This is a genomic window from Paenibacillus paludis, assembly GCF_042610515.1.
Lineage (GTDB): Bacteria > Bacillota > Bacilli > Paenibacillales > Paenibacillaceae > Paenibacillus_AQ.
Window position 1 is genome coordinate 410,853 of sequence record NZ_JBGJZP010000003.1, and the last position, 14,628, is coordinate 425,480.

At 50.9% G+C, this 14,628-nt stretch carries 17 protein-coding genes; 15 read left to right on the plus strand and 2 right to left on the minus strand.

All coding sequences use genetic code 11. The features are described 5' to 3' along the window. Window positions 1-455: 455 nt before the first annotated feature. From ACAN56_RS08500 to coaD, 3 genes are all read left to right on the plus strand, one after another. On the plus strand, window positions 456-716 hold the full coding sequence (locus ACAN56_RS08500) for a hypothetical protein (protein WP_379141989.1): 261 nt from the start codon (window positions 456-458) through the stop codon (window positions 714-716). A 409-nt stretch (window positions 717-1,125) separates the two neighbouring features. Then, window positions 1,126-1,734 carry a 16S rRNA (guanine(966)-N(2))-methyltransferase RsmD gene (rsmD, locus tag ACAN56_RS08505; protein ID WP_038599635.1) on the plus strand — a complete coding sequence of 203 codons (609 nt, stop codon included), beginning with the start codon at window positions 1,126-1,128 and terminating at the stop codon, window positions 1,732-1,734. Continuing rightward, a complete protein-coding gene (coaD, locus tag ACAN56_RS08510) occupies window positions 1,718-2,236 on the plus strand; it encodes a pantetheine-phosphate adenylyltransferase (RefSeq protein ID WP_144024236.1) in 519 nt (172 codons plus the stop codon). The genes rsmD and coaD overlap by 17 nt, the downstream gene beginning before the upstream one ends. Here the strand turns inward: coaD and ACAN56_RS08515 are convergent. Then, window positions 2,208-3,437 (minus strand): nucleoside recognition domain-containing protein, encoded by a 1,230-nt coding sequence (locus ACAN56_RS08515; protein WP_052092054.1) that lies wholly within the window; start codon window positions 3,435-3,437, stop codon window positions 2,208-2,210. The two genes, coaD and ACAN56_RS08515, sit on opposite strands and share 29 nt — an antisense overlap. A gap of 154 nt (window positions 3,438-3,591) precedes the next feature. Between ACAN56_RS08515 and ACAN56_RS08520 the strand changes: the two genes are divergently transcribed. Next, complete coding sequence (locus tag ACAN56_RS08520; RefSeq protein WP_379141992.1) at window positions 3,592-4,629, plus strand: SepM family pheromone-processing serine protease; 1,038 nt, start codon at window positions 3,592-3,594, stop codon at window positions 4,627-4,629. On the opposite strand, the gene ACAN56_RS08525 is transcribed toward ACAN56_RS08520, so the two are convergent. Beyond that, window positions 4,619-5,857 carry a nucleotidyltransferase gene (locus ACAN56_RS08525; protein WP_379141994.1) on the minus strand — a complete coding sequence of 413 codons (1,239 nt, stop codon included), beginning with the start codon at window positions 5,855-5,857 and terminating at the stop codon, window positions 4,619-4,621. The two genes, ACAN56_RS08520 and ACAN56_RS08525, sit on opposite strands and share 11 nt — an antisense overlap. A gap of 149 nt (window positions 5,858-6,006) precedes the next feature. On the opposite strand from ACAN56_RS08525, the gene ACAN56_RS08530 reads away from it, so the two are divergent. From ACAN56_RS08530 to ACAN56_RS08580, 11 genes are all read left to right on the plus strand, one after another. Beyond that, a complete protein-coding gene (locus tag ACAN56_RS08530; RefSeq protein ID WP_379141996.1) occupies window positions 6,007-6,516 on the plus strand; it encodes a YceD family protein in 510 nt (169 codons plus the stop codon). 62 nt (window positions 6,517-6,578) lie between these two features. After that, the gene (gene rpmF / locus ACAN56_RS08535) at window positions 6,579-6,752 is read left to right on the plus strand and encodes a 50S ribosomal protein L32 (protein WP_019911234.1); all 174 of its coding nucleotides are present in this window, start codon (window positions 6,579-6,581) and stop codon (window positions 6,750-6,752) included. 269 nt (window positions 6,753-7,021) lie between these two features. Further along, window positions 7,022-7,618, plus strand: coding sequence for a transcription factor FapR (gene fapR / locus ACAN56_RS08540; protein WP_038591193.1), 597 nt, complete (start codon window positions 7,022-7,024; stop codon window positions 7,616-7,618). After that, a complete protein-coding gene (plsX, locus tag ACAN56_RS08545; protein ID WP_038591196.1) occupies window positions 7,602-8,591 on the plus strand; it encodes a phosphate acyltransferase PlsX in 990 nt (329 codons plus the stop codon). The genes fapR and plsX overlap by 17 nt, the downstream gene beginning before the upstream one ends. 8 nt (window positions 8,592-8,599) lie before the next feature. Then, a complete protein-coding gene (locus ACAN56_RS08550; RefSeq protein ID WP_144024237.1) occupies window positions 8,600-9,589 on the plus strand; it encodes a beta-ketoacyl-ACP synthase III in 990 nt (329 codons plus the stop codon). A 97-nt stretch (window positions 9,590-9,686) separates the two neighbouring features. Continuing rightward, window positions 9,687-10,619: an ACP S-malonyltransferase gene (gene fabD, locus ACAN56_RS08555; RefSeq protein WP_379142003.1), complete on the plus strand. Its 933-nt coding sequence runs from the start codon at window positions 9,687-9,689 to the stop codon at window positions 10,617-10,619. A gap of 33 nt (window positions 10,620-10,652) precedes the next feature. After that, complete coding sequence (gene fabG, locus ACAN56_RS08560; protein ID WP_038591204.1) at window positions 10,653-11,402, plus strand: 3-oxoacyl-ACP reductase FabG; 750 nt, start codon at window positions 10,653-10,655, stop codon at window positions 11,400-11,402. Window positions 11,403-11,523: 121 nt separating this feature from the next. Beyond that, window positions 11,524-11,757: an acyl carrier protein gene (locus ACAN56_RS08565; RefSeq protein WP_019911228.1), complete on the plus strand. Its 234-nt coding sequence runs from the start codon at window positions 11,524-11,526 to the stop codon at window positions 11,755-11,757. Between the two features lie 221 nt (window positions 11,758-11,978). Continuing rightward, window positions 11,979-13,217 (plus strand): beta-ketoacyl-ACP synthase II, encoded by a 1,239-nt coding sequence (gene fabF, locus ACAN56_RS08570; protein ID WP_076109231.1) that lies wholly within the window; start codon window positions 11,979-11,981, stop codon window positions 13,215-13,217. Between the two features lie 12 nt (window positions 13,218-13,229). Further along, complete coding sequence (rnc, locus tag ACAN56_RS08575) at window positions 13,230-13,934, plus strand: ribonuclease III (protein WP_038591210.1); 705 nt, start codon at window positions 13,230-13,232, stop codon at window positions 13,932-13,934. Window positions 13,935-14,212: 278 nt separating this feature from the next. After that, complete coding sequence (locus ACAN56_RS08580; RefSeq protein ID WP_379142008.1) at window positions 14,213-14,563, plus strand: Na-translocating system protein MpsC family protein; 351 nt, start codon at window positions 14,213-14,215, stop codon at window positions 14,561-14,563. Window positions 14,564-14,628 lie beyond the last annotated feature (65 nt).

Genomic DNA, 14,628 nt, shown 5'->3' on the forward strand with positions numbered 1-14,628 from the left:
AAAAACTATTCATGGGAGTAGGAGTATCATGAGCGAATTATAGCTTCTTTGAAATCGTGAAACCCTTGGTACATTAGGCTTTTCATAAATAGTGGTGAGGAGTCAAATAACTGTTTTTTGGTCGTTTTTGCGAATTTGGCACCCAGTTGGCACCCAAGATTGCACCCAATTATGTTTTCCGTTTTGCAGGTTTAACCATATCGTCGAATACATCGGCAGCAGCTTTGTCCACCGATTCGAAGTGTTTGTTCTTCGGTCCTTTAATAACCAGAGCTCCATCTTTATACATGTTCAGGGGATATTGAAGATAGGGAGAAACCAAGCAGACATGTTGGTGGAATCTGGACAGTTCCATTTCATTAGGATTGGGCGGAGATTGGTCGTGCCAAAGCAGGGTTTTATTGAATGGTTGGAGGGTGGTATTAATTCAAATCGAAATTGATAGGAGTGATCTTATGCTACAAAGAAAGCATAGAGGCAAGATAATCTCGTGTTATGAGTACGGGGTATTATCACAAGGGCAATCTATTGTTGAAAATGGAGAAGAGACATGGGTCTTCCAGGCTGAAAATCATGAGAATCTGATGATGAATTATAGCTTAATTCAAGCTTTCAATGACCTTTTGATGGAAGGTTGGGAATTGGTAGCTGAGAACAAAATTAACTACATTCTCCGTAAATCCATTAAACGACATGCTTCATCTTCAGGTGTATAGAAGAAAACAATTCGGGAAAATGCACCCAATCAGCACTCAATTCATTATTTTTGCTCAAAACCATTTATTGCGAAATTTAGACGATCCTTTGTTACATAAGGCTTTATAGAACAAAAATCGAGGCCCTATTTCTAGGGCCTCTTTCATGGGAGAGGAGAAACCGGACGAAGAGCTTATGGGGAAACGTAAGCCTGCTCCGCGGTTGTCTACGACATTTTGTGATGTCGATAGTTACATGATGTCCCGGTTGCTCCAGTCTTATACCTGTGGACGTTAAAAAAAATCTGCCGGCCTCAATGTGACAACGGTAGACAATCTTTTTATTTCAATAGACAATTGTGGTACTATAGGCTTGGACTTGTGCCTTAATCGGCATAATAAACAGAGACATAGAGCAGGTGAATAATTGGTGAGAGTTGTATCGGGAAGTGCAAAGGGGAGGCCCCTGAAGAGTGTTCCGGGCAGCGGAACGCGGCCTACAACCGACAAGGTAAAAGAAGCGGTGTTCAGTATGATCGGTCCTTATTTTGAGGGCGGGGCAGCGCTTGATTTGTTCGCAGGTACTGGCGGTCTTGGCATTGAAGCCTTGAGCAGAGGGATGGACAGTGCGGTATTTGTGGATATGGAGCAGAAAAGCATCGACACGGTGCGTGCGAATCTGAAGGCAGCTAAGCTGGAAGCGCAAGCTGAGGTTTACCGCAATGATGCCGGCAGAGCCCTTAGCGCGCTGGAGAAGCGGGGACGTTCGTTTGATCTTGTGTTCCTGGACCCGCCGTACAGGCTGAAGCATGGGGATGAGCTGATGATGGCGATGGCGCAAAAAGGTCTGCTCAGATCAGATGCGGTCATCGTGCTGGAGCATGAATCAGGCTATGCCTATCCGGAGGATATTCCGGGGTTCTATAGAACCAGACAGGCCGTATACGGCGAGACGACAATTTCAATCTATCAGTATGAATCCGCTCTCCGTGAAGAGGCTGTGAGTGGTAAGGAGGGTAATGATGAGTCTGCAAATTAGAAAAGAACGTGTTGCCATTTATCCCGGGAGCTTTGATCCGGTTACGATGGGACATATGGATATTATCCGGCGTGCAGCCAAACAATTCGACAGACTGATTGTTACCGTGCTTAACAACCTAAGCAAGAATCCGATGTTTTCGGTAGAAGAGCGTACGGAGCTGCTGCGGCAGGCCACTGCGGATATTCCAAATGTGGAGGTTGACAGTTTCCGCGATCTGCTGGTTAATTATCTTCGCCAAAAGGACGCTCAAGTCATTGTCCGCGGGATCCGCACGGTCACTGACTTTGAATATGAATTGCAGAACGCATCCATTAATCATAATTTGGACCCTGAAGCGGAAACGATCTTTATGATGACCAATCCGAAATATTCCTACCTTAGCTCAAGTGTGGTCAAGGAAATCGCCCACTTTGGCGGGAATGTGTCGGATTTTGTGACCCCTGAGGTAGAACAGGCAATGAAGCTTAAATTCAGCCGTTTAGACGGCGGAGCCAAGTAACAGCAGATACAGCGGCAGACAGAGCGATGATCATCATCAGCAGCAGCGATTGCAGGCCAAGCAGCTGGGGGACTACACTCCATACGTTCAATGCTCCAAGTGTTGCGGTCGATTCGGCAACCTCGGGACCCGCCACCGCCGGCAGTACGGTTTCACGGAGATTCATCAGCGGGTTCCATAATAATAGGGTAAAAGCAAAGGCAAATACTCCATGCAGCAAGCGGACGGCGGCATAAGGCAGGAAAGAGATTTTCGCCCTTTTAAGCAAGGTAAGTGCTTGGAGCTGGCCGCAAATTCCGCTCCAGCCGAGAGCAGCTGATAGCAGGGCCAGGCCTGTGATCCCCATGGAACTAAAGTCGTGAGGTGCTGTCAGTTCTGAGGTCAGTGCATTTGCTCCGAGATGAATCTCCAGAAAACTTGCCGCCAAAGCAGGAGGCAGCTGCGGTACTAGAGAAGTAGCAATATTTATGACAACAGCGAACATAATCATGTAGCCGCCGATAACCATCAGGCTCTGAACGGCAGTTGAGACGGATTCGCCGAGCAGCTTGCCGAATCCACGGCCATCTTTTGCCCGGGCTTCTGATACTGCCTGATGCATCCGTCTGGGCAATGAAGCCGTTTTGCGCTGTGATGGAACTACCATCGGAGCTTCGGTTTTCGCCCGACCTGTGAGCAGGGTCGCGGTTACGCCTGCGGCAAGTCCCGAAATCCAGTGGATGGCCAGCAAGGTATATCCGGCGGCAGGACTGTGCAGAAAAGCAACGCCGACTACAATGAGCAGCGTAACCGGACTGGCGAAGTGGGCGACGGAAGCCAAGCGTCCGGCCTCCTTGTCCGTAATGCTGCCCTGCTTATGCAGCAATTGCACACCGCCTGCGCCAGCCGGGAAACCGGCGGTCATTCCGAGGGCGAGTGTCCAGCCTCCGGCCCCCGGAAGACGGAAAATCCTGGTCATCACCGGCTCCAGCAGTACTCCGAGTCCATGCACGAATCCCGTGGCTGTGAGCATTTCTGATAACATCAGAAAGGGCAGAAGCGCCGGGAAGACAAGTGTCCACCAGAGCTTCAGACCCTGAAGGGAAGCCTGGAAGGAGGACTCCGGCGATAAGATAATCGCAATGGCGAGCACAATGGCAACGGCCCCGGACAGAAAGGGAACCGAGGCTGAAGTGAACCGGCGTATTTTAAAGTTATTCATTATGAGCATCACCTCTTCATAACTTAGGACATGGGCTGAGACTGTTATCAATTTATGCAGGGCAGACAACCATCATGCCACAGCGGAGAGGATACAGCTCCGAAGTTTATTTGGAGACATAAGCATAGAGCCGCGGGGAAAGAAGGGAATTGCATTGAGGCAACTGAAACGCCGGGTAGGCGTTCGCGCCATAGCCTACTTGTTTACTTTTGTGGTTATACTCTATGTTGCAGTATTTATGAATACTCCATATCTCGTGTATCAGCCGGGCAGTGCCTCAGAGGTGGCGCCGATGATCAAGGTGGAGAATGCCGATCCGCAGGAGCAGGGCACATTCATGATGACGACCGTATCAGCGAGCTACGCCAATGTTGCCCTATTAGTGGCTTCTGCGTTTAATTCCAATGCGGAAGTCGTATTGAAAGAGACTAGGCTAGGGGATAAGAGTGAGCAGGAATATGCAGCTGAGCAGGTATATTATATGAGCAGCTCCCAGTCTGCTTCCGTTCAGGCTGCCTATCATGCTGCGGGCGTTCCTTATGAGGATGTTGTAGACTATCTGTATGTCTTCTCGGTTCCGGAGGAAAGCAGCCAGGACCAATTTCAAATAGGCGACAAAATCATCCGTGTTCAAGGGCAAACTGTGCCTGATCCCACTGCGCTCTCCAAACTGCTCTCCTCAAGCAAGGTCGGCGATCAGGTAGAAGTCGTGCTGCAGCGGGACGGTAAGGAAGTCAAGGAACAGGTAACACTGGTGGAGGTTAAAGACAAGGAGACTGCAGCGGGCCGTCCTGGATTTGGGGTTGTGATTGGCGCGGTGCAGAAGGTACAGCCGAAGGAAGCAGGAAAAGCGGTCAGCTTTGTGGATACCAGTGTCGGAGGACCCTCGGCAGGCCTTATGTTTACGATGGAAATTTATAACCAGCTTACCAAAGGCGATTTAACCAAAGGTCACCGGGTAGCGGGAACTGGAACTATTGACGCTGAAGGCAAGGTAGGGGCCATTGGCGGAGTTAAACATAAGATTGTTGCTGCAGACCGGGAGGATGCGGAGATTTTTTTCGTGCCGGTTAAGAATTATGATGAAGCCAAAGCCAGAGCGGATAAAATAGGCACCTCAATGAAGCTGGTGCCTGTATCCACTCTGGATGACGCGCTGAAATATATGGAAGAGCTGCCGGTCAAACCCTAACCGGCGGCTGCAAGAAATCGCTGTACAGATCAGTCCGCAGAGGATTGGCGAAAGCTCCGGCATACGCGGCGGAGGCTTGGAGATCGCGTTCAAGCATCGGATGTGAGAAATGGGCAGGACTCAGGACAACGGGAAGGGAGGAACTTCTCTTCATATTCTTGAGCAGCTTTCTGCCGCTCTCGCTGAACCCCAGAACCCGAATGTAGCCGGGGCCTTGGGCCAGCCGGGAAGGTGTCATTTCCTCCTTGCTGTGATTCAGCAGGGCATGCAGCAGCAATCTCTGCAGCCGTGTATGCGTGTAGCGTCTGCTCTTTAATACTTGCAGCAATGCGCTGACCGAAAATTGTTCAAGCTGCGGCATGACTCTCAGCAGCCGGTTCTCAAGCCCTTCATTCATATCCTGCAGGGACCTCAGCTCTGCGGCAGTATGCGTAGTCAGCACATGAAGGAGCTGGGTGCGGAAGTCCTCCAGGCTCAAAGGGCCTCTGCCGGCTGCATGCTCTCTTTCCAGGATGGACACGCTATATTCTGGCATGAATTCTGCAGGAGAGCCGCCTTCATTAAGAAGCCGGCGGATTGCTGTGGCGCTGGCAATCGAAGACCCCGCCTGCAATGGGTCATGGAAGCCTGCGCCAGTGCGCGGCACGGTAAGAGGTCTGATGACACTGCCGAGCCGCCGCAGGGCGATCAGGTAATGCAGGCCGAGACTGTTGTTCGGCTGCCGCAGCAGTTCTTCGGCATCGAAGGGTTTCTCCTCTCCCGGGAGAGACCCTTCCCAGACTGCCGCCGCTGCTGCGCTGTATGCGGCGGGGAAGCTTGTGCCTAGCGCCATGAGGCGGCGGATCTCGCCCTGAAGCTCGCTGCTTTCTTCGGCCAGGAATCCGGCCAGCGGCAGCAGCTCACCCAAAGTGCCGGCTTCGGAGCCGAAGCACAGGCTGTCCACGACCCCGGTCGCTTCCAGCAGGGATACAGCTCCGAAGGCGAACCACTCTGCCGGTTGAAGCGCATAAGCGACCGGCAGTTCAATCACGAGATCGGCGCCCATATGCAGCGCCATCTCCGTGCGGGCCCGTTTACTGACCGCAGCCGGCTCGCCTCGCTGGGTGAACGGGCCGCTCATGACGACGATCACGCTGTCCGCGCCGGAGATTTTTTTGGCTTCATTGAAATGGTGGACATGCCCGTTATGTAAAGGGTTGTATTCTGCTATTATGCCGACGGTTGTCACAGCTGCTTCACTCCGTATTCTGAGAAATATGGTGATTTAATAGTTATATCATAAATTGTCCCTCTTCCTGAAACAATATAAAGGGAAAATGGTTGACAAAGTTCGGTAATAATAGGTATAATAAATTTTGTTTGTTTGGAGTGATGATTATGAAGATTCACTTTCGCAAAATGGCAAATGTCGATGAGCCTCTGAATATTCATGAAACTATGGATGTCAGCGAGCTTGTCAAAGGGCGAAAGGATATACTTGCTGTTGCACCGCTCTTGGTGGACCTTAAAGCGCTGCCCGCGGATACCGATTGTGTGAACGTGGTGGGAAGACTGAGTGGAGAGGTGGACATGTTATGTTCACGTTGTCTCATCGAGGTCAACAGTAAGCTGAACATTCCTTTTGCGGAGACTTTCAAGTGGCTTAAGGAGCCAATTCTTCCCGAAGATGAAGATGATGAACTCATTTACATCAAAGATGAGACTGTGGAGCTTGTCCCGTTCGTGGAAGAAAACTTCGTACTGCACTTGCCGGATTCGGTATTGTGCAAGGCAGACTGTCTTGGTCTTTGTCAGAAATGCGGACAAAACTTGAACGAAGGCACCTGCAGTTGCGACAACACAGTGATCGATCCTCGACTCGCTGGGTTGAAAGACTTTTTCAAATGAAGTATGACTAAGACCAAATCCCGCGATAGGCGGGTTAAAACCGAATTAGGAGGTGTAACACAATGGCAGTACCTCAACGGAGAACGTCCAAAACACGCCGTGACAAACGCCGCACCCACTTCAAACTGGTTGTGCCGGGCATGGTGAAATGCGAACAATGCGGAGAGCTGAAACTGGCTCACCACGTATGCAAAGTTTGCGGAACTTACAAAGCAAGAGAGATCATCAAACAATAGTTTCTAATAAGAGTAGCACTTCATCTAATGGTGGGGTGCTATTTTTTTGGGGATGGGTAAAGATTCCCCTCCGTTATTGTGTGGCTGAAGCCGCGTGGTTATGCCGCTTTTCAGGCAAAGCTTTATTTTTGCCGCAGCATGCTTTATACTACATATTAGTACCAGGTTCTAAATGAAGTTTATGACCTTTATATTGATGACGATAGCGGCCTTCTCGCGGCCGGATGCTAAGTTCAGCATGTGCCAGGAGGTGAGCCGCCATAGAGCGGATGTCCAAGAAAGAGCGCCAGCAGCAGCTGCTGGGTATTATCGATGGCAATCCATTTGTGACCGACAGGGAGTTGACCCGGCAGCTCAAGGTGAGCATTCAGACCATCCGTCTGGACCGGCTGGAGCTGGGGATTCCGGAGCTGCGTGAACGGATGAAGCAAATGGCTGAACATTCTTATGATCAGGTGCGCTCCTTACCAGCCAATGAAGTGGTCGGTGATATTGTCGATCTGCAGCTGGACAAGAGCGGCATTTCCATATTTGAAATTCGTGAGGAGCATGTCTTCTCCAGGAACGGGATCGCTCGTGGCCACTACGTGTTCGGACAGGCCAATTCGCTGGCGGTTGCCGTGATCAATGACGAAATTGCCCTGACCGCTTCAGCCGACATCCGGTTTGTGCGCATGGTCCGGTTAGGCGAGAAATGTATTGCCAAAGCGCAGGTGCGTTCGCTCGCTGGCCGGAACGGCAAAGCTGAGGTGGACGTATTTACGTATGTCGGAGAAGAACTCGTGTTTCAGGGTCATTTTGTAGTGTACCGGTCCGCAATTGAAGAATACAGCGAAGGGGGAAACCGCAGTGCTGATCGCCATTGATGCCATGGGAGGCGATAATGCTCCTGAATGCAATGTGGAAGGGGCATTGTCCGCGGCCGCGGAATGGAGCGATACGCAGATTGTGCTCGTCGGCGACGAAGCCAGACTTGAGCCGCTGCTGAAGAATAAACCGTCCAATGTGACGGTGCGTCATGCGGGGGAAGTGATTGGCTCCGATGAAGAGCCGGTCAAAGCAGTCCGCCGCAAGAAGGATTCATCCATGGTTGTGGCTGGACGTATGGTGCGTGAAGGGGAAGCAGATGCCATGATCTCTTCCGGGAACACAGGCGCGCTGATGACCACGGGGCTGCTTGTGGTGGGGAGAATGGATGGAATAGAGCGCCCGGCGCTTGCTCCGATGATTCCGACGCTAGATGATGTCGGCGTACTCGCCCTTGATCTGGGGGCCAACATGGATGCCAAGCCCCAGCACCTCGCACAATACGCGCTGATGGGCAGCATCTACCGCAGCAAAGTACACGGAATTGCCAAGCCGCGTGTAGGGCTGTTGAATGTGGGGACTGAGCCGGGCAAAGGTAATGAATTGACCAAAGAAGCTTATCCTCTGTTAGCCGCTTTGCCGGGGATTCATTTTGTCGGCAATGTTGAAGCACGTGATGTGCTGACGGGCAATTGTGATGTGCTTGTTTGTGACGGGTTTGCGGGCAACATACTTCTGAAGACACTTGAAGGTACGGCGGGCGCTATGTTCTCTCTGCTGAAGGAACAGTTCAGCCGTTCGCTCAAGACCAAGCTGGGTGCGGCTATACTGATGCCGGAGCTCAGAAGTCTCAAGGGGAAGATGGATTACAAGGAGCACGGCGGAGCGCCGCTGCTCGGTCTTAGCGGTCTGGTAGTGAAAGGGCACGGCTCATCTGACGGCAATGCGGTCAAGAATGCAGTCAGACAAGCGCGGATTGCGCTGCAGGCGGGTCTTGTGTCCAGCATATCCAAGGAAATTAGCGGGAAGTGAGTGACGATATGAAACAGTTGCGTCCGGTAGGAATAATTGGTACAGGAAAATATGTGCCCGAAAAAATATTAACTAACAGTGATTTGGAAAAGATAGTCGAAACGAATGATGAATGGATTGTCAGCCGTACAGGGATCCGTGAACGGCATATTGCCGCTCCGCATGAGGCGACCTCGGATCTTGCTTATGAAGCTGCGCTGAAGGCGCTGGAATCAGCAGGCATGAAGGCGGAGGATCTGGATCTCATTATTATAGCAACAGTTACACCTGACAGTTCTTTTCCGTCCACAGCCTGCATTCTGCAGGACAAACTGGGGGCCAAAGGAGCCGCGGCTTTTGACTTGTCCGCAGCCTGCTCCGGCTTCGTCTACAGTCTGGCAACAGCAACCGGATTTATCCAGAACGGGATGTATAACAATGCATTGATCATTGGAGCGGATACCTTGTCGCGGATTACGGATTACACGGACCGCAACACTTGCGTGTTGTTCGGAGACGGCGCGGGAGCGGTTATTCTCGGCGAAGTTCCGGAAGGCAGAGGTTTCCAATCCTTTGATCTCGGTGCTGAAGGCTCCGGAGGCAGCCTGCTGAAGATGGAAGCGGGCGGCTCGCGTATGCCGGCTTCCCAGCAGACGATAGACGACAAGAAGCATTTCATCTACATGAACGGCCGTGAGGTGTTCAAGTTCGCCGTTCGGGTGATGGGTACGGCTACCGAGCGTGTGCTTACCAAAGCAGGTCTCACGAAGGAAGACATTGATCTGTTCGTGCCGCACCAGGCGAATATCCGCATTATTCAATCGGCTATGCAGCGTTTGGATCTGCCGGAAGAGAAATGCGTAATCAACGTCGACAGATACGCCAATACGTCTGCGGCTTCGATTCCGCTTGCGCTGGTTGAAGCAGCGGAAGAGGGCCGGATGAAGGAAGGCGACACCGTGCTGATGGTTGGCTTCGGCGGCGGCCTTACTTGGGGTGCCTCGGTACTGAAATGGTAAACATATAAACGAGCAATGAATTCAAAGAACTCGGTGTGCCTGCCGCTTGATTTGCAAGCCCGGCAGCTGCACCGTTTACGGGAAGGAGTTCGAACTTATGGGTAAAATCGCATTTGTCTTTCCCGGCCAGGGTGCACAGGCAGTTGGGATGGGTAAGGATGTATATGACGCTCTGCCGGATAGCCGTGCGGTGTTCGAGAAGGGCGATGAAGTGCTTGGGTTTCCGCTGAGTAAACTTGTATTTGAAGGTCCGGACAGCGAACTCAAGCAGACGGTAAACACACAGCCTGCGCTTGTAACAACCAGTGTAGCTTATCTGGAAGCACTGAATAAGCATGGACTGAAGCCAGACTACGTTGCAGGTCACAGTCTGGGTGAATACAGCGCTCTTGTGGCTTCAGGCGTACTGTCTTATGAGGATGCAGTCAGCCTCGTGCGTCTCCGGGGACGTTTCATGGAAGAAGCGGTTCCTGGCGGACAGGGCGCTATGGCAGCTGTATTGGGTGCAGAACGCGAAGCTTTGGCTGAGCTGTGCAACAATATTTCCGCAGAGGGCAACCCGGTTGAATTGGCAAACGTCAACTGTCCGGGTCAGATTGTAGTGTCCGGATCGCTCGAAGGTGTGAATGCTGTCGTTCAGCGTGTGAAAGAAGCCGGAGGCAAGCGGGCGATTCCGCTCGAAGTCAGTGGACCGTTCCACTCTTCTTTGATGAAGGAAGCTGCCGAGCGTCTGGCAGCTGAACTGAAAGGTGTAACCTTTAATGCGCCTTCAGTTCCTGTAATTGCCAATGTTACTGCCTCGCCGGTTACCGATCCCGAGGAAATCCGCGGGCTGCTGGTACGCCAGGTGTTCTCGCCTGTACTCTGGCAGGACAGTGTGGAATGGCTGATTGCGGCTGGTGTGGACACATTTGTTGAGATTGGCTCCGGCAGTGTGCTGGCAGGACTGATCCGCAAAATTGACAAGAATGTCAAGGTGATCAATATCAACAGTCTGGAAAGCATCCAGACAGTCAATGGCTTGGCTTAACCACAGCGCAGGATAAAGGGAGGGGAATACAGAATGTTCTCAGCATTAAGAGGCCAGACGGCCCTTGTAACCGGCGGTTCCCGCGGCATCGGCCGCAGCATAGCGCTTCTACTCGCAGAGCATGGCGTGAAAGTGGCCGTGAACTATTCCGGAAGTGAAGCTGCAGCGCAGGAAACAGTAGCCCGGATAGCAGAGCTAGGCTCCGAGGGGATTGCCCTGAAGGGGAATGTAGGCAAAAGCGATGAGGCGGAGAATCTCGTTAAAGAGGTCTTGAACACTTGGGGCAAGATTGACATCCTCGTTAATAATGCCGGCATCACCAGGGACAACCTGATTATGCGCATGAAGGAAGAGGAATTTGATCAGGTCATCGAAACGAATCTCAAAGGCGTGTTCAACTGTCTAAAAGCAGTCACACGTCCGATGATGAAGCAGCGTTACGGGCGGATCATCAATATTTCTTCGGTTGTGGGTGTGACGGGGAATCCTGGGCAGATTAACTATACTGCTGCAAAGGCAGGGGTAATCGGCATGACGAAAGCTGCGGCCCGCGAGCTGTCTTCACGGGGAATTACCGTGAACTGCATCGCTCCCGGTTTTATAGACACCGATATGACCCGTGAGTTGTCCGATGAAGTCCGCAGTGAGCTGATTAAGGGAATTCCCCTTGCTCAGCTTGGGCGGCCGGAGGACATTGCTATGGCGGCGGTATTTTTGGCCTCGGAAGGGGCTGCTTACATGACCGGTCAGACACTTCATGTGGACGGCGGTATGTACATGTAAGATCAAACCAGCGTATAGGGATTAAGGGAGAAGCGGGAAGAAGCGCCCGGAAAGCGTTTTTTACGCTCTATGGTATTTTGACTTCATATCTCGTATAATACCAAAAGAGGAGGTGAACCGGATGTCCGATGTATTGGAGCGTGTAAAACGCATTGTCATCGACCGCTTAGGTGCCGATGAAGCTGAGGTAACATTAGAAGCGTCTTTCAAAGATGATTTAGGTGCTGATTCTCTTGATGTAGTAGAATTGGTTATGGAATTGGAAGATGAATTCGATATGGAAATCTCTGATGAAGATGCAGAGAAGATTACGACCGTGGGTGAAGTTGTGAAGTACATACAATCTCATACCTAGAGTCATATGATTGAGGGTCCCGTTCCTGCTAGGGCGGGACTTCTCCTCATTTTACAGCACAAATGAAATGCAAAAGGATGCATATTTGCACCTTTACGGGGAAAATAACAGAACCGCAGAGGGGTTAATTTTTGCGGCGACTGCAGTTTATATAGACTATTCAGAGAGCATGTATGTTCAATTATGTTGAAGTATACAGCCTACAGATGGGGTGATTGCGTTTGAGTCATAGAGTGGTAATTACCGGTATGGGCGTGATGACGTCACTGGGTAAAGATTTGGATACGTTCTGGGATAGCCTCATGAGCGGGAAATCCGGTGTTTCCAAGGTTGAAGCCTTTGATGTCAGTGAATACACTACGCAAATAGCAGCTTCGGTTAAAGACTTTGATGCGGAAGAACGTTTTGGCCGCAAGGAAGCCCGCAAGATGGACCGTTTCGTTCAGTTCGCGGTAGCAGCCGGAGAAGATGCGCTGAAGGACAGCGGACTTAAGATTGGTGAAGATATTGATGCGGAGAGAATTGGTGTGTCCGTCGGATCAGGTATCGGAGGTCTGGGTACTTGGGAAGACAATCATAATCTCCTGCTCGAAAAGGGACCGAAACGGGTCAGCCCGTTCTTTATTCCCATGATGATTGCCAATATGGGCTCCGGCCAGCTGTCGATCAATCTTGGTGCAAAAGGTCCTAATACAACAACTGTGACAGCCTGTGCAACAGGAAGCCACTCCATAGGGGAATCCTTCCGCCTGATCCAGCGCGGTGACGCGGATGCGATGATCTGCGGCGGTTCCGAAGCTACTATCCGCCCGACAGGGATGGCAGGATTCTGTGCCATGCGGGCGATGTCCACCCGCAACGACGAGCCGGAGAAGGCCAGCCGTCCATTTGACAGCGGCCGTGACGGTTTTGTAATGGGTGAGGGTGCCGGAATTCTGATTCTGGAATCGCTGGAGCATGCCGAGAAACGCGGGGCGAAGATCTATGCCGAAGTGATCGGCTACGGTCTGAGTGCGGATGCCCATCATATGACGGAACCGGATCCTGACGGCGCAGCACGCTGTATGAAGATGGCGATCCGAGATGCCGGTATCGCACCGGAAGAGATTGATTACATCAATGCGCATGGCACTTCCACGCCAGTAGGCGACAGATCGGAAACGGCTGCCGTGAAGAAGGCGCTTGGAGATCATGCTTACAAGGTTGCAATCAGCTCCACGAAATCAATGACAGGCCATTTGCTTGGTGCTGCCGGCGGTGTGGAAGCGATCATTTGTGGTCTTTCCCTGCAAAATAACATCATTGCGCCAACCATCAATTTGGACAATCCTGATCCGGAATGTGATCTGGACTATGTTCCGAATGAACCGCGCAAAGCAGATCTGAATATTGTTATGTCGAATTCGTTCGGATTCGGAGGACATAACGCAACCGTAATTCTCAAAAAATATAATCAGTAAGGGGACAGTGCAGTGAAAGGAGACCTGAAGCAGTTACAAAGTCAACTTCAAATCCAATTTCACGATGCTGTACTTCTGAAGCAGGCCTTTACCCATGCCTCTTATGTGAATGAACACCGTTTCAATCAGCATCAGGACAATGAGCGTCTGGAGTTTCTCGGAGACGCGGTTCTGGAGCTTACGGTTTCTGAATATTTGTACAAGCTGCTGCCGGACAGACCGGAGGGTGAATTGACTAAGCTGCGGGCCGCTATTGTATGCGAGCCTTCACTGGTCAAGTTCGCTGAGAGCTTGGGTTTCGGCAAATATGTATTGCTGGGCAAAGGGGAAGAACTTACGGGCGGACGTACTCGCCCGGCCTTGCTGGCCGATGTGTTCGAATCCTTCGTGGGAGCGCTTTATCTCGACCAAGGGCTGGAAACGGCACGGCGGTTTCTTGATCATCATGTATTTCCGCTGGTGGAGACGGACGGCAAGCTGCAAATGCAGATGAGCGATTTCAAGACGGAGCTTCAGGAGCTGATACAGCATCACGGATTGGGTACGCTGGAATATCGGATTATTGAAGAACGGGGACCGGCGCATGAGCGCGAATTCGTCTCTGAAGTGTATATGTCCAGCCAGTCTCTCGGCAAGGGCAGCGGCCGTTCCAAGAAGGAAGCGGAACAACAGGCTGCAGCTGCAGCGCTTTTGCGTCTGAAGGAAGACGGCGCCTGAGTGATGTGGAACTTAGATAAGGTAGCTAGCAAAGAGCGGTAAAGGTCTGAATCCGGCAGGAAAAGCGGAATTTAGACCTTTGCTGCTCTTTTTTAAATATCGTTAGATTGAACAAGCTTTTTAGGAATTTATGGATATCGTGTAAGAAGTGGATGAATTCACGTTGAAACGAAAGGATTTGCCCTTTTTTGTGGTTTGACAATCTTTATTGGGTAGGTTTAACATGTAATTAATTAAATAAATTACCATAATAGGGATGTTAAGGCTGGGATGTAGTGATGTCTGAGACTGTATTTGAATGCCAGGAGAAGATGCGAAGACTTGCAGTTAAGATTGTGAAGCATTATCGCGGCAAAGGTCCGGAGAATGTAAAGGTTAGGATGGAGTATGAGTCCTTAATCATTATAGAGATTCGTGGAATTCTCTCCAGTTTATCTGAAATTTTACTCAGAGAAGGTGCGGTACATTTAGTTACAGAATACTGGAAAGTGCTGAAGCCTTATTTGGAGAGAGAGTTTATGGCAGAGATCGTAGAAACGCTTGGCAGCCCCTTTACATATACATGGAAGATCGAAGACCCGAATCCAGGGGATAGGGCAATTATTATTCAATTGAATAAATCGGTTTGATTAGAGAGAATGGACTTTTGCTCCTTAGCTTTTTAATAAGCCAGTACATTGTGTATTTCTGATTA